This window comes from Achromobacter sp. SD115 (assembly GCF_017355315.1).
GTDB classification, from domain to species: domain Bacteria; phylum Pseudomonadota; class Gammaproteobacteria; order Burkholderiales; family Burkholderiaceae_B; genus Achromobacter; species Achromobacter xylosoxidans_B.
This window is the reverse complement of the sequence record NZ_JADIJM010000010.1, coordinates 67,625-86,547: the sequence shown is the minus strand read 5'-3', so window position 1 is coordinate 86,547 and position 18,923 is coordinate 67,625. Positions and strand designations below refer to the sequence as shown.

The 18,923-nt window shown below is 66.3% G+C and carries 18 protein-coding genes and 1 riboswitch; of the genes, 13 read left to right on the top strand and 5 right to left on the bottom strand.

Annotated features, from left to right (window positions below):
• The first annotated feature begins 85 nt into the window (after positions 1-85).
• The 4 genes from IPU70_RS15975 to IPU70_RS15960 all read left to right on the top strand — a co-directional run bounded on the left by IPU70_RS15975 (position 86) and on the right by IPU70_RS15960 (position 4,636).
• Complete coding sequence (locus IPU70_RS15975) at positions 86-592, top strand: sigma-70 family RNA polymerase sigma factor (protein ID WP_207468613.1); 507 nt, start codon at positions 86-88, stop codon at positions 590-592.
• Positions 589-1,572 carry a FecR domain-containing protein gene (locus IPU70_RS15970; protein ID WP_207468612.1) on the top strand — a complete coding sequence of 328 codons (984 nt, stop codon included), beginning with the start codon at positions 589-591 and terminating at the stop codon, positions 1,570-1,572. Before IPU70_RS15975 ends, IPU70_RS15970 begins: the two co-directional genes overlap by 4 nt.
• Positions 1,573-1,638: 66 nt before the next feature.
• The gene (locus IPU70_RS15965) at positions 1,639-4,077 is read left to right on the top strand and encodes a TonB-dependent receptor (protein ID WP_207468611.1); all 2,439 of its coding nucleotides are present in this window, start codon (positions 1,639-1,641) and stop codon (positions 4,075-4,077) included.
• Between the two features lie 115 nt (positions 4,078-4,192).
• Positions 4,193-4,636 carry a CopD family copper resistance protein gene (locus IPU70_RS15960; protein ID WP_207468610.1) on the top strand — a complete coding sequence of 148 codons (444 nt, stop codon included), beginning with the start codon at positions 4,193-4,195 and terminating at the stop codon, positions 4,634-4,636.
• A gap of 56 nt (positions 4,637-4,692) precedes the next feature.
• On the opposite strand, the gene IPU70_RS15955 is transcribed toward IPU70_RS15960, so the two are convergent.
• Positions 4,693-5,142, bottom strand: coding sequence for a DUF6389 family protein (locus IPU70_RS15955; RefSeq protein WP_207468609.1), 450 nt, complete (start codon positions 5,140-5,142; stop codon positions 4,693-4,695).
• 95 nt (positions 5,143-5,237) lie between these two features.
• Complete coding sequence (locus IPU70_RS15950) at positions 5,238-6,143, bottom strand: LysR family transcriptional regulator (protein WP_207468608.1); 906 nt, start codon at positions 6,141-6,143, stop codon at positions 5,238-5,240.
• A 133-nt stretch (positions 6,144-6,276) separates the two neighbouring features.
• On the opposite strand from IPU70_RS15950, the gene IPU70_RS15945 reads away from it, so the two are divergent.
• From IPU70_RS15945 to mntP, 3 genes are all read left to right on the top strand, one after another.
• Positions 6,277-7,860 carry a sulfatase gene (locus tag IPU70_RS15945; protein WP_207468607.1) on the top strand — a complete coding sequence of 528 codons (1,584 nt, stop codon included), beginning with the start codon at positions 6,277-6,279 and terminating at the stop codon, positions 7,858-7,860.
• Between the two features lie 49 nt (positions 7,861-7,909).
• A complete protein-coding gene (locus IPU70_RS15940; protein WP_207468606.1) occupies positions 7,910-8,878 on the top strand; it encodes a tripartite tricarboxylate transporter substrate binding protein in 969 nt (322 codons plus the stop codon).
• 37 nt (positions 8,879-8,915) lie between these two features.
• A riboswitch (yybP-ykoY riboswitch) is annotated at positions 8,916-9,090 on the top strand.
• 7 nt (positions 9,091-9,097) lie between these two features.
• Entirely contained in the window at positions 9,098-9,670 is a 573-nt protein-coding gene (mntP, locus tag IPU70_RS15935) for a manganese efflux pump MntP (protein ID WP_207468604.1), read from the top strand.
• Between the two features lie 53 nt (positions 9,671-9,723).
• Here the strand turns inward: mntP and IPU70_RS15930 are convergent, their stop codons facing one another.
• On the bottom strand, positions 9,724-10,359 hold the full coding sequence (locus tag IPU70_RS15930) for a DUF1971 domain-containing protein (protein WP_371818957.1): 636 nt from the start codon (positions 10,357-10,359) through the stop codon (positions 9,724-9,726).
• Positions 10,360-10,565: 206 nt separating this feature from the next.
• Entirely contained in the window at positions 10,566-11,285 is a 720-nt protein-coding gene (locus IPU70_RS15925) for a Crp/Fnr family transcriptional regulator (protein ID WP_207468602.1), read from the bottom strand.
• Positions 11,286-11,346: 61 nt separating this feature from the next.
• Between IPU70_RS15925 and IPU70_RS15920 the strand changes: the two genes are divergently transcribed.
• The 5 genes from IPU70_RS15920 to IPU70_RS15900 are packed head-to-tail and all read left to right on the top strand — an operon-like array spanning position 11,347 to position 16,532.
• Entirely contained in the window at positions 11,347-12,351 is a 1,005-nt protein-coding gene (locus IPU70_RS15920) for an ABC transporter substrate-binding protein (RefSeq protein WP_242702529.1), read from the top strand.
• A gap of 11 nt (positions 12,352-12,362) precedes the next feature.
• Positions 12,363-13,157, top strand: coding sequence for an ABC transporter permease (locus IPU70_RS15915; RefSeq protein WP_207468600.1), 795 nt, complete (start codon positions 12,363-12,365; stop codon positions 13,155-13,157).
• Positions 13,150-13,869 carry an ABC transporter ATP-binding protein gene (locus IPU70_RS15910; protein WP_207468598.1) on the top strand — a complete coding sequence of 240 codons (720 nt, stop codon included), beginning with the start codon at positions 13,150-13,152 and terminating at the stop codon, positions 13,867-13,869. The genes IPU70_RS15915 and IPU70_RS15910 overlap by 8 nt, the downstream gene beginning before the upstream one ends.
• Positions 13,870-13,915: 46 nt before the next feature.
• Positions 13,916-14,359 carry a CopD family copper resistance protein gene (locus IPU70_RS15905; RefSeq protein WP_207468596.1) on the top strand — a complete coding sequence of 148 codons (444 nt, stop codon included), beginning with the start codon at positions 13,916-13,918 and terminating at the stop codon, positions 14,357-14,359.
• 34 nt (positions 14,360-14,393) lie between these two features.
• Positions 14,394-16,532 carry a TonB-dependent receptor domain-containing protein gene (locus tag IPU70_RS15900; protein WP_207468594.1) on the top strand — a complete coding sequence of 713 codons (2,139 nt, stop codon included), beginning with the start codon at positions 14,394-14,396 and terminating at the stop codon, positions 16,530-16,532.
• Positions 16,533-16,540: 8 nt separating this feature from the next.
• Here the strand turns inward: IPU70_RS15900 and IPU70_RS15895 are convergent, their stop codons facing one another.
• The gene (locus tag IPU70_RS15895) at positions 16,541-17,491 is read right to left on the bottom strand and encodes a LysR substrate-binding domain-containing protein (RefSeq protein ID WP_207468592.1); all 951 of its coding nucleotides are present in this window, start codon (positions 17,489-17,491) and stop codon (positions 16,541-16,543) included.
• Between the two features lie 94 nt (positions 17,492-17,585).
• Here IPU70_RS15895 and IPU70_RS15890 point away from each other — a divergent pair, with 94 nt between their 5' ends.
• Entirely contained in the window at positions 17,586-18,899 is a 1,314-nt protein-coding gene (locus IPU70_RS15890; RefSeq protein ID WP_207468589.1) for a D-serine ammonia-lyase, read from the top strand.
• Positions 18,900-18,923 lie beyond the last annotated feature (24 nt).

The following is an 18,923-nucleotide window of genomic DNA, read 5'->3' as shown; positions in this document are numbered from 1 at the left end:
TACAGCGGCCGGGCGCAGTCATTTCACCCGGCGCGGGCACAATATTGTAAATTATAGTTATTCTCATTTATAACCGTGCGTCTTCATGGCCGCCTCCGACCCCTCTCCGCGGCATCCCCTGCACACGCTGTACCAGGAACATCAAGGCTGGCTGCAGGGCTGGCTGCGTAAAAAGTTGGGATGCGCCTGCGACGCCGCCGACCTGGTGCACGACACCTACCTGCGTGTGCTGGCCCGCCGTGAACCGGGCGACATCCGCGAGCCGCGCTCCTATCTGGCGACCATCGCGCACGGTCTCATGGTCAACCACCTGCGGCGCAGGGATCTCGAACGCGCCTATCTGGAAACGCTGGCGCACCTGCCCGAAGCGCAGTCGCCGTCGCCAGAGTCGCGCGCCATGGCGCTTGAAGCCTTGTGCGAGATCGATGCCATGCTGGACGGCTTGCCCGTCGCGGTGCGGCGCGCATTCCTGCTTTGCCAGCTTGAAGGCCTGACGCACGCGGACATCGCCAAGATCCTGGGCGTGTCGATCGGCTCGGTGCGGCTGTACATCGCGCGCGCCTTGCGGCAATGCCTGGAGTTCGCGCCATGAGCGCCGGCGAAGCAGGGCGCATCGACCCGCAAGCGCTGGACGGCGCGGTGGAATGGTTTCTGCGGCTGACCTCGGGCGCCGTCAGCCAGGCGGACCGGGAGGCATGGCAGGCCTGGCGCCAAGCCGATCCCGAGCACGAGCGCGCCTGGCAACGCACCGAAGCCTTGACGCGCCGTTTCGAGGCGCTGCCCAAGGGCATGCTGCCGGTGCTGGGGCGGCCGCGCTCATCCGCCCGCCGGGCTGCGCTGGGCAAGCTGCTGGTGCTGATCGGCGCGGGAGGGGCTGTCGGCTACGCCCAGGTCGATGAAGCTTGGCGCGGCTGGGTGGCGCAGTACCGCACGCCGGTCGGCGCGCGGCGCGAAGTGCTGCTGGCGGACCATAGCCGCGTAGTGCTCAATGCCGCCACGGCCATGGACGTGCTGTTCGATGCGCAGCAGCGGCTGATTGCCTTGCACGGCGGTGAAATCCTGATCGAAACGTCACCGGACCCGCAGCAGGTTGCGCGGCCCTTTATCGTGCGCACCCGCGAAGGCAGCATCACCGCGCTGGGCACGCGCTTCGTCGTCAGGCGCGACGATGGCGTATCGGCGGTGCAGGTGCTGGAAGGGGCCGTGCGCGTGGCGTTGCCGGGGGCGCCCGCGGATGCGGCGCGCATCGTGCCGGCGGGCATGGGTTTGCGCTTCACCAGCGGGCATATCGACGGCGCCGAAGCGCTGGTTGGCGATCCCTCCGCCTGGCAGCGCGGCATGCTGCAGGTCGACAGCATGCCCTTGAATGACTTCCTGCGCGAACTCCAACGCTACCGCAGGGGCTGGATCGATTGCGCGCCCGAAGTGGCGCATCTGCCCATTTCCGGCGCCTTCCCGCTGGCCGAACCCGACCGGGTGCTGGCCACGGTGGCGGACACCCTGCAACTCGGCCTGCGCTATCGCACCCGTTACTGGGTGTCGCTGGTGCCGCGCGGCGAGACTATTTTGTAACGGCGACTAGCACTTTCTGCGTCTTATCTGGCTACGAGGGTAAGACCAATATCTGGAGTGCATGTCATGCCCCGTCAGCTTCCCCCGTTGCGCGCAAGCGTCTCCCTTCCTGCCTTGCTCGCGGCAAGCGTATTCGCGCTGCCGTTGGCCGGGTTGATGGCGCCCGCCCACGCGCAGACTCCGGCCGGGCAGGTGAGCGTGGCCATCGAACCCGGACCGCTCAGCGCGGCGCTCTCGGCCTACGCCGCCCAGGCCGGCGTCCTGCTGTCGTTCGATCCCGCTCTGACGCGCGACCTGCAATCGCCCGGACTGCGCGGCAGCTATGGTTTCGAGGACGGGTTGCGCCAGTTGCTGGCCGGCAGCGGCCTGGAGCCGGCGCGCCGCGCCGACGGCGGCTATACCCTGCGCAGACTGCCGCAGAGCGAGGTCACGGCCTTGCCCGCGGTGACCGTCACTGGCGCGGGCGACGAAGGTCCCTCCGAAGGCACGGGCTCCTACACCGTGCCGGCGACCAGCGCCGCCACCCGCATGCCGCTGTCGCTGCGCGAAACCCCGCAATCCATCAGCGTCGTCACGCGGCAGCACATGGACGACCAGAACTTGAACACGCTGGACGAGGTGCTGCGCCAGACGCCCGGCATCGCCGTCGACCGGCTGGATGAACGCGTGCAGTTCACTTCGCGCGGCTTCGCGTTGAACACCATGCTCGATGGCGTACCTACGCTGTCGTTCAAAACGCCATCCGCCGAAGCGGGCATGATCAACACCGCCATCTATGACCGGGTGGAAGTCGTGCGGGGCGCGGCGGGCCTGCTCAACGGCGTGGGCGAGCCTGGCGGTTCGGTGAATCTGGTGCGCAAGCGCCCCACATCGGAATTCGCGGGGCATGTCACCGCCGGCGTCGGCCGCTGGAACAGCTACAACGCGGAAGCCGACCTGGGCGGCCCGCTGAACAGCGCCGGCACGCTGCGCGCCAGGGTCGTCGCCGCCCGCACCGCGGGCGACAGTTTCATCGACTACAAGAAGCGGTCGGACGATGTCTTCTATGGCATTCTTGAGGCCGACATCCTGCCGGACACCACGGTCAGCCTGGGCTACGAGCACCAGAAGACCGCCATCGACGGGGCCAACTTCGGCCAGGCGCCACTGTTCTACAGCGACGGCACGCGCACCAACCTTCCCCGGTCCTTCAATCCCGTGACGCCCTGGAGCCAATGGGACATGTACACGGACCGGATATTCGCCACCTTGGACCATCGCTTCAGCAGCGACTGGCACATCAAGATGGACGCCAGCCGCTTGAAGAATGAAAGAAGGGCGGCCTGGGGCTATCTGCTGGCGTACCGGCCCATAGATCCGTCCGGCGCCTCCACCATCGAACTGCGCGACAACCCGGCAAACTCGACCAACAAATCCTTCGACATCTACGCCGAAGGGCCGTTCCAGGCGTTTGGCAGGGAACACCGCGCCGTGTTGGGGATGAGCTACAACCGCTACAGCAGCGAACTCAATCTGAACTCGGCAAATCCGGGTGGCGCGGATCGCCGTCCCGTGAATTTCTATGAGCTGCGCGACGTCCCCAAACCGTCCATGCCCTACACCTTCTTCAACACTTTCCTGGACGCGAAGGAAACCGCCATCTACGGTTCGGCGCGGCTGAAGGTCGCAGACCCGGTGTCGGTGATACTCGGCGCCCGGGCTACGTGGTACGAAGAAAACTCATCGTCCTACAACGGCCCCGCCAATCTCTGGACCACCAATCCCACCGCCAAGGAAAACGGCGTCTTCACGCCCTATGCCGGCGTGGTTGTGGACGTAAGCAAGGACTTCTCCGCCTACGCCAGCTATACCCGGATCTTCATTCCCACCACGTCGCGCGACACCAGCAATGTGGTGCTGCCCCCGCAGACCGGCCAGAACTATGAAATCGGCCTGAAGGGCGAACACCTGGACGGCAAACTGAACTCCAGCTTCGCGATCTTCCGCACCCAGGAGGAAAACGTCGCGGTCGAGGATCCGTCGAGCCCGCCGCTGCCGGACGGGAGCACGCCCTACCGCGCGGTCAAGGGCGCGCGCAGCAAGGGTTTCGAGCTGACCTTGGCTGGCGAAGTGGCGCCCGGCTTGCAGCTGATGGGCGGCTACACCTACTTTGCCAAGCGCGACGCCAACGGCGGCTTACTGCTGCCGAGCACGCCCCAGCGGCTGTTCCGCCTTGCCGCCAGTTACCGGCTGCCGGGCGAGTGGAACAAGCTTACGGTCGGCGGCAACGTCAGCTATCAGAGCAGCATCTACTACGACGAGGCCAGCGGCCTGGGACGTGCCACCCAGGGCGGCGTCACCTTGTTTGGGCTGATGGCGCGCTATGACTTCAACAAGCATGTCTCCGCTTCCATCAATGTGGAAAACCTGACCGACAAGTACTACTACAGCGGCTTGGGAGGCTACAACGGCTACAGCTACGGGACGCCCCGGAACGTCTGGATGAAGGTGAGCTACAAGTTCTGATCGGGGCGGCGGGGCGGCGCGTCCAGCGTCAGCGGGGCGCTTTTGATGTTTGTCATGTTGCAGCGAACGGCTCGGATGAGACAATCCCGGTTGATGGCCATTCCCACTCGCAGCCATGAACACCTATCCCTTGCTGCTCATCCTGCACCTGCTCGCCGCCTTCCTGTTTGTCGGCACGGTCACCTTCGAGGTGCTGTTCCTGGAGCCCGTGCACAAGCGCCTGCCGCCTGACGTGCGCCGCGCGCTGGGCAGCCAATTGGCGCCGCGCGTGCGGGCCGTGCTGCCGTGGTCGGTTGTGCTGCTGTACCTGGCCGGCCTGGGACTGGCCTGGCAGTATCGCAGCGCGCTCGCCGATCCGTTCGCCTCGTCCTTCGGCCTCTTGCTGTCGCTGAAGATCGCGCTGGCCTTGAGCGTGCTGGTCCATGTCGCCACCGCCCTGACGCTGGCGCGGCGCCAGCGCCTTACCGGGGCCTTGAGCCGGCGCATGCATGTCAGCGTGTTCTGCCACATGGTGCTGATCGTGGTGCTGGCCAAGGCGATGTTCCACGTGAGCTGGTGAGCGCGGTTCGCTCTGGCGACGGGCTGTAACGCCTGATAGGGGTCGTGCCGCGCAGCCTATGCCGGCAATACCAGCGGCTCGCGTGTTCCGTAGCCTTCTTCCCCATATACCAGCCCCGACAGCGGCGAACGGCCCTGGCCGCTGACTGCCCACAGTTCCGCCACCCAATGCATCGCCGTGTCGACGATGACGTCCTGCACGTTGAAGCTGGCTTGGTCCGACGCGAACAGGGGAACCTCGGGTTCGATGCCGTCTTCCGTATGGCGGACGTCGAACAGGTAGCGGTGGCCTTCGATGGCCTTGTTGAGCACGAACAGGTCCGGGCCGTCCAGGCTGGCTACCACGGAAAACGTGCCTTCGCCGTCCTGGTCGGGGAATATCACGAAGTGGATCTCGCGCGCCTTGGGCGGCAGGGCGGCGATCAACGCCGTCAGCGTCGAGCGGGCCGCGGCGTCGTGGGCGCGGAGAATGCGCAGCAATTCGGTTTGGTACTCGGATCGGGTCATGGAAATTTCCGTTCAAGGCGGGCCGTGCGCCGGCGCGTCCGTCTCTGGATCTGCGGCGGCGAATCGCGTCAATTATCTGCCATTTCCCATGACGATCAGCGCGCCAGCCGCATGCACTCCATGAAGTACGCCGCATGCTCCGACGCCAGCGCGGCATCGCGCCACACCATGCCTGTGATTCCCCGGCTGCGCATCGCCAGCGGCAGCACCTTGATCATGTGCTGCTTCGCGAAATGCCGCGCCAGCCGCTCCGAGATCGGCAGCACCAGGTCCGATCCGTCCAGCAGCGCCACATTGACCAGCACCGATGACGATTCCACCTGGTGCCAGGGTGCGGGCTGGCCAGCCAGCGCCAGTTCGTAATCGATGCGTATACGCATCGGCGTCGAATTTCCGGGCGCGATCCAGGGATATTCCTGCACGTCCTGCCAAGTCACCTTGCGCTTGTTCGCCAGCGGGTGCGCAGTGCCGACGGCCAGGCAGATGGGCTCGCCATACAGTTCTTCGTAGTGCAGGTTGCGCGGCAGCGAGTGCTGCTCCAGGCGCCCCACGAGCACATCGAATGTGCCTTCCTGCATCAAGGGCAGCAGGTAGTCCAGCGTGTTCTCTGCCAGGCGCAGCAGCACACGCGGGTAGCGTTCGCGGAAGCGCTGGATGCTGGGCGGCAGCAGCACCGGCGCGATATTGGGCGTGACGCCCACCGCCAGCGTGCCGGTAGCGCCGCGGGCCAATTGCGCCATGCTGTCCTGGGCGCGTCCCAGCTTGCCCAGGATCTCGCGCGCATGGCTGCGCAGTTCCAGGCCGTAATGCGTGGGCTCGATACCGCGCGCATGACGGTCGAACAACGTCAGGCCGATGTCTTCTTCCAGGTCCTTGAGCCACTTCGACAACGCTGGCTGCGTGATGTTGAGTTCCGACGCGACCTGGCTCAGGTTGCGGGTCTCGCACAGGCGCACCAGGATGGCCAGGTGGCGCAGGCGGATGCGGTGGGTCCAGTCCATGCGTGCGTCCTTGAGACATAAATTCACGGTTATGGCTCGGTAATATTAATTCATTATCAAATTATGTCTCCGCTACACATAATGGCCTGACAACAGAGCCAAGCCGGCGCAAAGCCGGCGGCGAGGAGACACGATGCAGCCGAATTTCCTGCTATTCATCACGGATCAGCAACGCGCGGACCATCTGGGCAGCTATGGCAATGCCATGCTGCGCACACCGGAGCTGGACGCGCTGGCGGGGCAGGGCTGGTCAGCGGACCGCTTCTATGTGGCGTCGCCCATCTGCATGCCCAACCGCGCCACCCTCATGACTGGCCGCATGCCCTCGGTGCATGGCGCGCGCCACAACGGCATTCCCCTTTCGCAGCGAGCCACCACCTTTGTCGACAGGCTGCGCGGCGCGGGCTATGCCACCGCGCTGATAGGCAAGTCGCATTTGCAGAACATGACCGGCAAGCCCGCGATCTGGCCGCCGGCCGGTGACGGCGCTCGCGGCGAGGCCTGGATCGCCGAACCCGGCAACTACGACCAGGAATGGGGGCCGCTATGGCGCACGGATCCCAAGCATGACCTCGATACGCCGTTCTATGGCTTCGAGCGCGTGGCGCTGGCGGTGGACCATGGCGACCAGGTTTGGGGCCACTACGAGCGCTGGCTGGCGCGGGAGCACCCCGAAGCGCGGCGTTTGTGGGGCCCTGAACACGCCTTGCCCGCACCCGGCTATGTGCTGACGGAGCATCACCAGGCTTGGCGCACCCGCGTGCCTGAGGAATGCTCCACCACCGCCTACATCGGCGACCAGACCATCGCGCAGCTGCGCGAGCATGCCGCCAGCAGCAAGCCTTTCTTCATTCAGTGTTCGTTTCCCGACCCACACCATCCCTTCACGCCCCACGGCAAGTATTGGGACATGTACCGGCCTGAAGACGTGACCCTGCCGGAGTCCTTCCATGCCAGCGCCGCGCCGGGCCATCAGCCGCCGCCGCACGTGGCCTGGATGCACCAGCAGCGCGACCAGGGCAAGGCCGTCAAGCACACCCCTGCCATCTTTGCCTGCACCGAGCGCGAGGCGCGCGAGGCGATCGCGCTGAACTATGGCTCCATCAGCCATATAGACGCCACGGTAGGCCGCGTCATGCAGGCGCTGCGCGAGACCGGGCTGGACGACAACACCGTCGTCATCTTCACCAGCGACCACGGCGATTACTTCGGCGATCACCAATTGCTGCTCAAGGGTCCGATTCACTATCAGAGCCTGATACGCACGCCGTTCATCTGGCGCGATCCACAGGCAGCGCCTGCTGCTTCGCGCAGCCAGGCGCTGTGCTCCACGGCCGATATTGCTGCGACCGTGCTGGCGCGCGCCGGCCTGCCTGCCTACAACGGCATGCAGGGCGCGTCCCTGCTGCCCCTCATGTCTGGCGAGGTCGACACCGTGCGCGATGCGGTACTGATCGAGGAAGAGGGCCAGCGCATCATGTTCGGCTTTTCCGGCCGCACCCGCATGCGCACCTTGCAAACCCCGCGCCACCGGCTCAGCGTCTATGCCGACGCGACCTGGGGCGAACTCTATGATCTCAGTGAGGATCCCCACGAGTTGCGCAATCTGTGGGACGACCCCGCCGCCAGCGCGCTGCGCGCCGAATTGCTGCTGGAGTTGTCGCGCAGCATGATCCGCCACGCCGAGACCAGTCCGCATCCCACCGCCATTGCCTGACGCCCCGCAACGGCGCTGGCCTCGCGGCCGGCGCTACCCAGGAGAAAGCATGATCAAGTCCTTGCTGTTCTGTACGGCGCTGCTCGCGGCCGGAACCTCGGTTGCCATGGCGTCCGATTACCCCGCGCGTCCCGTCCGACTCATCGTCAATTTCCCGGCCGCCGGTCCGCTGGACCTCGAAGCCCGCGCCATCGCCCAGCACGCGGGCAAGATCCTGGGCCAGACCATCGTCGTTGAAAACCGCTCCGGCGCTTCTGGCAATATCGGCGCGCAGTCCGTGGCCCAGGCAGCACCAGACGGCTACACGTTGCTGATGACGCTGGACACGCTGATGACCGTCAATCCCTACATCTTCAAGGGCCTGGACAAGGACGTCACCCAACGGCTGGAACCGCTGAGCCTGGCCGGCTCCTTCGGCCTGGCTCTGGCGGTTCGCCCCGAGCTCGGCATCAACACGCTGGACGAATTCCTGCGCTACGCCAAAGCCAATCGCGTCACCTATGCCTCCGCCGGGTATGGCAGCCCAGGCAACCTCGCGTTCGAAAAGCTCAGGCTCGCCGCCGGCATTGAAGCCGCGCACGTGCCGTATCGCGGCAACGCTCCGGCTGTGAATGCCTTGCTGGGTGATCAGATAAAGGCCGCTTTTGTCGCTACGCCTGGCGTCCTGCCGCATGTGCGGGCTGGCAAGCTGAAAGCGCTGGCAGTGTCGGGCCAGGAACGCGACGCCGATCTGCCTGAAGTCCCCACCGCGGCGCAATCGGGCGTGGCAGGGCTGAAGAACTATGACGTGTCGTTCGCGTTCCTGGTGATGGCGCCCAAAGGGACGCCCAAGGAAATCGCGAGGATCTGGGAAGATACGCTGGCCAAGGTCTATGCCATGCCGGAGTTCCAGCAGAGCATGGCCATGCTGGGCATGCGCGAGCCGTTTGCGGGCAAGGCGCAGGCCGAGGCCTGGCTGGACAGGGAGGGGAAAGGTTGGAAGGAGGTGATCGAGAAGGCGGGGATACGTGGGGAATAGCGCTGTAACACTCCGGTCGGCTGGCTCTGCTAGACTGCCTTTACTCTTTGGGGAGTAGCCTCCCTGCGGCCAGTTCCGCAGGGGCTTGCGTCAACATTCTTGGCTTTCCCGGCCATGGCGCAAGCGGCATTCACGCTTGGCGAGACCACGGATTTTTCGCGCGACGCTGGGCGGCGCGGAAGATCCGTGCCGTTTCCGCCCAGTTGGATCTTTCCTCAAATGAATGCCATCGCCATCATCGTTCTCGCGTTCGCCATGTCCACGGACGCCTTCGCCGCGGCCATCAGCAAAGGCGCCGCGCTGCATAAACCTCGATTTCCGGAAGCCCTGCGCACCGGGCTGATCTTCGGTGTGATCGAAGCCATCACGCCAGTGATAGGCTGGGCGCTGGGCTCCGTCGCGGCCAGGTACGTGGTTGCCTGGGACCATTGGATCGCCTTCGCGATGCTCTGTATCCTGGGCTTGCTGATGATACGCAACGGCCTCAAGGAGGACGACGAAGACGCCGCGCCCGTCACCCGCCATTCCTTCTGGCTGCTTGCCGCAACCGGCTTCGCCACCAGCATCGACGCCATGGCCGTGGGCGTGGGGCTGGCGTTCGTTGACGTGAACATCGTGGTCGCGGCCATCGCCATCGGCCTGGCCACGACCCTGATGGTGACGATAGGCGTGATGCTGGGACGCGTGCTGGGCAGCGTCGCGGGCAAGCGGGCCGAGATCCTGGGCGGGCTGGCGCTGATGGGGATAGGAGCGGCGATTCTTTATGAGCATCTGAGCGCCGCAGCTGCCTGAAGTAAAGGGGCTTGGAAGAATGCGGCGCGGCGGCGCCACCTCGGCGATTCCGGTCAGGCGGGGCCTTCCGGGCCGTCCGCGCGGCAGAACGTGATCTGAAAGCTGCCCGGTAGTTCGAACGCCACATGGTGCCGCACCTGCGGCTCTATCAGCACTTGCTGTCCGGCCGTCAGCACCACTTCGGCGTGCGGCGGATCATCCTGTGTATAGCGCAGCACGCCGGCGTGCACCTTTAACAAGCCCCAGGTGCCGGCCTTGGTCGTGTGCGCGGCGCGCAAGCCGGCCGGCAGGTTGTCGGGCGTGAACACTGGACTGTCGCGGTAGGGCCGCACGCCTTCAGGCAGCGAGTCGGGCAGGCTCGGCAGATCCTGACGCTGCTGCCACACGTTCCACAGCTTGGCCGCGATGCGTTCAGCCATGGCGTCGGCCTGGGCTTGCAAGGCCGGATGGCCAAGCCCGGCGGTGACTTCATGGAACAGGGCCAGCCAGCGCTGGAACAAAGGCCAGGAAAGATCCGGGATGCGCGCATGCGCGGGAATCGGCGCCCCCTTGAAGCGGCGCGTACCCAGCAGCAGCGCCGACCAGAAATCGCACAACAGATCCAGGTGGTGGTCCCAGTCCGTCACGCGGGAGTTGAATATCGGACCCAGCGTTTCGTCCTGGCGCACTTGCGCGTAGAAGCGGTGCACCAGTTGCCGGACGTCTGCTTCGGTTATCGGAGGGGCAGCCGGGACAGATGCAAGGGGAGGAGCGGATTCGGACATGGGAGCAGGGGAGAGGGTCTGCCCGCATTGTCCGACGCGCACCGCCGTCGCGCCGATGACGAAAGTCATTGGCGTCGCGGCTGGAATCATCGCCGGCCACTACGCGGCGCCAGCCCAGTCCAGCCCAGCCGTCAGAATGGCCGCTTCGCCGTCGTCGCCAGCCTGGCCAGAGGCGCCGAGTCGTGCACCGCCCATTGGCGGCGCTTGCCGCTGATGTAGCCCTGCGTCTGCCAATCGTTGAGCAGGCGGCTCAAGGTTTCGGCGCGGATGCCCAGGTGGGCGGCAAGCTGGCGCTGGTTCAGCGGCAGCGTCAGCGCGGCGCCCTGGCGTTCATGCAGGCCCATGAGGTAGTTGGCCAGCCGTTCGGGCGCCGAGCTGGAAGTCATCCAGTCGACTTTGTTCACCTGGTCGTACAGGCTCTTGCTGAGCGCGGCCAGCAGCTTGAGCGCCAGATCCGGCCAGCGGCGGCAAGCGTCGCGCAACTGCCGGCGGCCCAGGCGCCAGCCCAGCAGCTCGCTGCGGGCGCGAGCCTGCATCGGATAGCGGCCGTGAGGCATGAACATGGCCGCCTCTGCCATCAACTGGCCCGGCTCGAAGACGCGGAACACGCGTTCGTCGCCGTTGTAGCTGTAGCGCATGACCTCGGCCTGGCCGCTTTCTATCAGCACGTAGCTGGAGGCTTCGTCGCCTTCGCCGAACAGGATCTGCCCCGCCTCGGCCCGTAGCGGACTGGCGCCGCGCAGCAGGTCGGCCGCGACCTCCTGGTCCATGCCAGGCGGCAGGCCTTGCAGCAGCGGATGTCTTGCCAGCAACGCGGTCACGGCCGCGCCGGCCAGATTGATATTTGTCATTCTGGGTCTTTCAGTGTGAATGGGAGAATCTTAAACGATAACAATTCTTATTTGAAATTCAATGAACGACTTGCACATGCGCCGCCGCTTCTGCGCGGCTGCCCTGGGAACTGCGCTTTTGCCCGCGGCGGGAACCCTGCGCGCGGCATTGCCGGATCGCCGCACCGTCCTGACGCTGGCAGGCCCCGGCGCCGTGGTCAGCTATCCCCTGATGCACATGGCGGCCACCGGCGCGCTGGCGGATCACGCCGGGCAGCTACGTTTCCGCCTGTGGCAGACGCCGGATCAACTGCGCACGCTGCTCGTGAACGGCGAGCTGGACTTCAGCGCCGCTCCCAGCACGCTGCCGGCCTTGCTGCACAACCGCGGCATGCCTGTGCGTCTGTTGAATATCTCCGTATGGGGCATTCTGTGGCTGGTCAGCCGCGATCCGGCGGTGCGGACCTTCGACGATTTGGCCGGCCGCGAACTGGTGGTGCCGTTTCAACGCGATCTGCCCGCCGTGCTGCTGGATACCCTGTTGGAGGCGCATGCCGCGCGCGGCCTGGCGCCGGTCGCCTTGCGCCGTACCCGCGACGGACAGGACGCCATCGCGCTGATGCTCAATGGCCAGGCAGGGCAGGCGCTGCTGGTCGAACCCATGGCCTCGCTGCTGTTGTGGCGGGCTGAACAGACCGCAGGGGCGCCGGCGCTGCATCGCGGCCAAAGCCTGGAACAGGCCTGGAGCGCCGCCTTCCCCGCGCAGCCGACGCTGCCGCAGGCGGGTGTCATGGCCGCGGCCGGCGTGGCGGGCGATGCGGCTTTGTGCCGCGCTGTGGACCAGGCCTACGCCGCCTCCGCGCGCTGGTGCGTCGAGCATCCCGCCGACTGCGCCGCGCTGGTGCGCGAGCATCTGCCGCATCTGCCCCAGGCGGCGATCGAGACCGCGATTCGTGGCACGCGCCTGCAGAGCCGCAGCGCCCGCGATGCGCGCCCCGAGCTGGAGGCGCTGTACCGCCTGCTGGCCAGCCGTTTCCCGCAAGCCATCGGGGGCGGCCTGCCGCCCGCCGGCTTCTACGGACCATGAGGGCAGGTCCGATGAACCCGTATTCCAAAGGTCCCATCCTCGGCATGCCTGCACGCACCTCGCGCGCCTGGAGCGCGGCGGGCGTGCTGCTGCTTTTGCTGGCCTGGCACGTGGCTGCGCGCCAGCTCGGTCCGCTGCTCATGGCCACGCCATGGGAAGCGTTACGCGCCGTCGTGCCGCTGGTGCGCAGCCCGCAGTTCTTCGCCAACGCAGGCGTCAGCCTGATGCGCATCGGCATCGGGGTGCTGGCGGGTGCGTCCATCGGCTTCGCGCTGGGCGTGCTGGCCGGACATAGCGCGCGCCTGCGCGGCTTGATCGAACCGCTGCGCTGGCTGCTGATGGCCATGCCGCCGGTGGTTGTGGTGGTGCTGGCCATGCTGTGGTTCGGCCTGGGGTCGCCCATGGTCATCTTCATTACGACGCTGATGATGGCGCCCGGCATGTACGTCAATACGGTCAAGGGCATGCTGCACGTGGACCGCAAGCTGATCGAGATGACCCACGTCTACCGTTACGGCCCCTGGCTGCGCCTGCGCCATTTGTATCTGCCGGCGCTCAGCGCGCCGCTGCTGGCGGCCCTGCTGATCGCCGCCTGCGGCGGCGTGCGGCTGGTGGTGATGGCCGAAGTGCTGGGCGCGGAGAATGGCGTGGGCTATGCGCTGGCCAACGCCCGCAGCACCTTCGACACCGCTGAACTGTTCGCCTGGGTCCTGCTGATCCTGGGCCTGGTGGCCTTGCTGGAATTCGCCTTCCTGCAACCCTTGCAGCGCCGGTTGGGCCGCTGGATGGAGCCCAGCCATGCTTGAGATGCAATCGCTGTCGCTGCGCTACGGCGCGCAGACCGTGCTGCAGGACGTGAACCTGCGCCTGCGCCCCGGTGAACGGTTGGGCCTGATCGGCCCCAGCGGCGCCGGCAAGAGCAGCCTGCTGCGCCTGGCAGCAGGCCTGGTCCGGCCCAGCGGCGGAACCTTGCGCAATGGCTTTCGCCATCCCGTGCTGATGTTCCAGGAACCGCGCCTGTTGCCGTGGCGGCACGCGCTGGACAACGTCGCCTTGCCGCTGCGGGGGGCCGGACACGCGCAGCGCCAGGCTCGCGCCCTGGCCGCGCAATGGCTGGCTCGGGTGGGGCTGGACGCCGCCATGCAGTCCTGGCCGGGCGAGCTGTCCGGCGGCATGGCGCAGCGCGTCGCGCTGGCCCGCGCCCTGGCGCTGACCCCGGACCTGCTGATGCTGGACGAGCCCTTCAGCGCGCTGGACCCGGCGTTGCGCCGCCAGCTCGCCGCGTGCTGCGGTGAGGAACTGGCCCGCAGCGGCGCGGCCTTGCTGTGCATCAGCCACGACCCAGGGGAACTGCTGGGGCTGGTCGACCGTTGCGTCATGGTGCATCGGGGCAACGTCACGCCCATCGCTTTGGAGAGTCCGCTGGAGTCTTCCGGCAATGGCCCGCCGGGCGGCATTCCCGACACCGACGCGGAACGCTTGCGCGAGCTGCTGCTGGCGGCGGGCGGGCAGCCCTGAAGCATGCGTCCAACCCGATTTCCTGTTTTTCGATAGCGGACTCTCCATGAATACCTATCCTTTTCTGCTCGTCTTGCACCTGTGCGCCGCCTTTGTCTTCGTCGGCACCGTGACCTTCGAGGTGCTGTTTCTGGAGCCTGTGCAAAAGCGCCTGCCTGCCGACGTGCGCCGCGCGCTGGGCGGCCAGCTTGGCCCGCGCGTGCGCGCCGTGGTGCCCTGGGCGGTGGCCGTGCTGTACCTGGCTGGCCTGGGCATGGCCTGGCAGTACCGAGGCGCGCTTGCCAGCCCCGGCAGTTCGTCCTTCGGCCTGCTGCTGTCGATCAAGATCGCGCTCGCCGCCAGCGTGCTGGTCCATGTGGTCACGGCCATGACGCTGGCGCGGCGCCAGCGCCTGCACAGCGCGCTGCGCAGGCGTGTGCACCTCAGCGTCTTCTGTCACATGGCCGGCATCGTCCTGCTGGCCAAAGCCATGTTCCATCTGTCCTGGTAACCCAGCCCATTCAGCTCTACGCGGAAGCACTCCCATGACGTCCCCCGTCCTGCGCCAACTGGCGTCCAGCCTCACTCTCAGCGCCCTCGGCCTGTCCCCCGCCCTGGCCCAGGAAGCCGGCCAGCTCCGCGTGGCCCCGGCCAGCCAGGCCGTGCCCTCGCTGGCGCCTGTGGTCGTATCCGGACTATCCCTGACGCGCGCCCTCGACCCCGGTCCGCAGCAGGCCGAGGCCGAACTGCAGACCGTGCCCGGCGGCACCAATCTGGCCCAGCCGCAGCGGGAGGTACGCCTGATTACCCTGCGCGACGCGCTGGACTATCAGCCCGGCGTCATCGTGCAGGAATTCTTCGGCGGGCTGGATCAGCCGCGCCTGAACATCCGCGGTTCGGGCATCCAGAGCAATCCCTTGAGCCGGGGGATCCTGTTGATGCAGGACAGCCTGCCGCTCAACGATGCCGACGGGTCCTTCATCATCAGCCTGCTTGAGCCGCGCAACGCCGGCCTGGTCACGGTGCGGCGAGGTGCCAACGCGCTGTCGCCGGGCGCGACCACGCTGGGCGGGGAGGTCGATTTCCAGTCTCTCACCGGCACCCAGAGCGACGTCATCCGCCTGGGAACCGGCAGCTTCGGCACCCGCAATCTCACGCTATCCAAGGGCTTTGAAGGCGAGCGCATGGATGGCCGCTTCAGTTTCGGTTATGACAAGTCCGACGGTTATCGCCACCATTCTTCGTCCGAGCGCTCAAGCTTCCAGGGCAACCTGGGCTTTCGCCGCGGCACCTTTGAAAACCGCACTTACTTGTCCTACACCGACCTCAAGTTCGATATCCCCCAGCCCGTGCCCAAGGCCCGCATGCTTCAGGATCCGCGCAGCGTGCTGGGCGACGGCAATACGCCGCTGGACCTGGCCAACAATGTTTACAAGCGCGATCCGCACCGCGACACCAGCCAGTTCCGCATCGCCAACCGCAGCTATTGGGGCACGGACGCGCTCAACCAGACTGCGGGCATCTATTGGCAGCGAACCAACGACGATTTCACCAATCCCCAGGTCGCCAACGTCACGGACGGGGATACCTACGGCCTGGTTTGGCAGCTGGCCGGCAAGGCCGGCAGCGTGGATTACCGCGTCGCGCTCGATTGGCAGCGCAGTGATATGGACCGCGACTTCTACGCCATACGACCCGCCGACGGCCGCCGCCTGCAACGCTTCGGCGCCTATGACCTCAAGGCCGAGAACCGCAGCGCGCTGGTTGGCCTGGATTGGCATGTGACCGAACAGTTGAGCCTGATCGGCGACCTCAAGTACACCCAGGCCGTGCGCGACGCGCGCGAACGCAACAGCGGCAAGACCCTGGATCAGGACTGGAACTACGCAACGCCGCGCCTGGGCATCATCTGGCAGCCTGCCGCCGCCCAGCGCTGGTACGCCAACATCAGCCGCAGTAACGAAGCCCCCACCTTCTGGGAAATCGTCAATGGCGAAGTGCCCGCGCCCATGAACCCGGCCACCGCGGTCACGTCCATGAGCAAGCTCGACCTGCAGCGCGCGCTGACCTATGAAGTCGGCGGAGACGGCACGGTCCTCGTCGCTGGCCGCGACCTGAACTGGACCGTGTCCCTGTACCGCAGCAACGTCGAAGACGAACTCATGTCCGTCACCAACGCCAACGGTACGCCGGCAGGCACTTACAACTACGCCGGCCGCACCCGCCACCAGGGCATCGAAGCCGGCATCAATGGCAGCCTGCCCGCGCCCGGCGACGGCCTGTTCGACTACCGCATCGCCTACACCTTCAGCGACTTCCGTTTCCGCAGCGGCGAGTACCAGGGCAACCGCATCGCCGGCGTGCCGCGTCACCTGCTTAGCGCGGAGGTGATGTACCGTCTGGGCGGCTGGCGTTTCGGCCCCAATCTGCGCTGGCTGATGAGCGATACCGAAACGAACCACGCCAACGTGCCGGGCACGCAGCAGAACGCCTATGCGCTGCTGGGCTTCAAGGTCGCCTACGAACACGACGCGCACTGGAGCGGGTATGTGCAAGCCGACAATCTGACGGACAAGACCTATGCCAGCAGCTACGCCATCCGCAATACGGCGACGCCCGCGATGCCGATCTTCCTGCCCGGCAACGGCAGGTCGTTCAGCGCAGGCGTGGCGTATCGCTTCTGAGCGGAGCGCTACCCGCGCGCGCACCCGATCAGCGCCGAGCGCTGGTCGTCGAAGTTGCGGCACTCGGATTTGAGCCATTCGGAAAAGATCCGGGTGCGCCGTTCTTCAGGCCGGCGCGACAGCAGCACATAGCGCGCCGGCGCGGGCGCGTGCTTGCCGAACACGTCGACCAGCCGTCCGCTGCGGATCTCGTCGTAGACCATCGCGCTGCGTCCGATAGCCACGCCCTGATGACTCAGCGCGGCGCCGATGGCAAGGCTGGCCAGGTTGAACTGGGGGCCCTCCAGGTGGCGGATCCATGCGGGCCGGTGCGCCTGCATCCAGGTGCGCCACTCGATGAACTCCGCGGCCCCCACCCAAGGCGAGGCGTCGTGCAGGAACTCGACGCCATCGATGGACTTGCCGGCGCGAAACGCCGGGTGCGCGGCCAGGTATTCGGGCGTCGCTACCACCAGCAGATATTCGTCCAGCAAGGCGTCGGCCTGCAAATGGCTGTAGTGCGCCGGGTCATAGCGGATGGCGATGTCTATGTCTTCTTCCTCCATCAGCTTGCGGTCCAGCGGCTGGAACTCCGCCTTCAGCCGCACCGACACATCCGGCTGCAAGCGATGAAATTCCGTCAGGCGCGGCATCAACCATTGCAGCGCGAAGGACGGCAGGCAATTGACCTGCAGCGCGGACGTCGGCAGGCCCAGCCGCTCGATTTCCTGTTGGATATCGCCAAGCGCGCGGCTGACCGTCGCGAATAGCGTTTCGCCCTTGGACGTGAACTTCAGCCCGCGCTGCTGGCGCACGAACAGCAGGTAGCCCAGGCGGTCTTCCAACTGACGGATTTGCTGGCTCACCGCGCTTTGCGTGAGGTTCATGGCCGCCGCCGCCCGGGTGAAGCTGAGATGGCGGCCTGCCATGTCAAAGCAGCGCAGGGCGCCCAGCAGCGTGGAGTCGAAATGGGCTGGCATAAGTCAAACTAATGGCTGAATTAGAAATGATCGCTATTCTTGCACGCCTGCGGAACCTACGATTTGCGCCGAACCATCAACCTGCAAGTCCACGATGACCGCCGATTTCAATCCCCAGCTATTAGAAAATCTTCAATCAAGAACGCCTTTGCTATGGCTCAACCCCGCAAGGGGCGGGCCGTTGCCCGCATCGGCGCCATCGCTGGACCTGATCGACGAGGCGGAAAGCCGTCTGGCGCGTTGCGCGCCGCTGCTGGCCGCCTTGTTTCCCGAGCTGGCTGCCTCCGGCGGGCAGATCGAGTCCCGGCTGATGTCCGCCAAGCCGCTGCAACAGGCGCTGGGCGGCGCCGCCGCGTCGGGCAGCTGGTATCTCAAGCGTGATGACGAGCTGCCTGTTGCCGGATCGATCAAGGCGCGTGGCGGCTTTCATGAGGTGCTGGCCATTGCCGAATCCATTGCGCAGGAGCATGGCCTGCTCAAGGATGCGGCGACGGACCGGCGCGTCCTGGCGACGCCGCAGGCCCGGACGTTGTTCAGCCAGTATGCCGTGACCGTGGGCAGCACCGGCAACCTGGGGATGAGCATTGGCGTCATGGCGGCCGCGCTGGGATTCGATGCCGTGGTCCACATGTCCGCCGATGCGAAGGAATGGAAGAAAGATCGGCTGCGCAAGCGCGGCGTGCGCGTGGTGGAACACGCTGGCGACTACGCCGAGGCGGTCGCGGCAGGGCGGACGCAGGCATTGGCCGCGCCGCGCAGCCATTTCGTCGACGACGAGCAATCCGAGCTGCTGTTCTTCGGCTATGCCGCCGCGGCCCGCGGACTGGCGCGGCAATTGGCCGAAGCAGGCCGCGTAGTCGACGCCGGGCATCCGCTGTTCGTATACATCCCCTGCGGCGTGGGTGGCGCGCCCGGCGGCATCAGCCATGGCCTGAAGGCTTTGTTCGGGTCTCACGTGCATTGCTTCTTCGCCGAGCCTGTCGCGTCGCCTTGCCTTCTGGTGCAGCTTGCGTCGGAAGCGAACGGCCCCGTGTCGGTGTACGACATCGGCCTGGACAACCGCACCGAAGCCGACGGCCTGGCTGTGGGCCAGGCATCGGAATTGGTGGCTTCGCTGATGCGGCCCCAGCTCGGCGGCGTCTTCACCGTGTCGGATGACGAGCTCTACCTGAACCTGCTTGCGCTCAAGGAAACCCTGAGCGTCGAGGTCGAACCGTCGGCCGCCGCCGCGGTTTCAGGACCAGGCTGGCTCGACGGCTCCGCCGCCGGACGGGCCTATGCGCAAGGCATCGACATGTCTGGAGCCACGCACGTGATCTGGGCTACCGGCGGATCGCTGGTGCCGCCTGAAGCGTTGCGCGGCTTCCAGAACCACGCCAGGCTGCTGAGCCAGCGTCGCGCGGCCTAAGCGGCAATACACAAGAAACCAAAT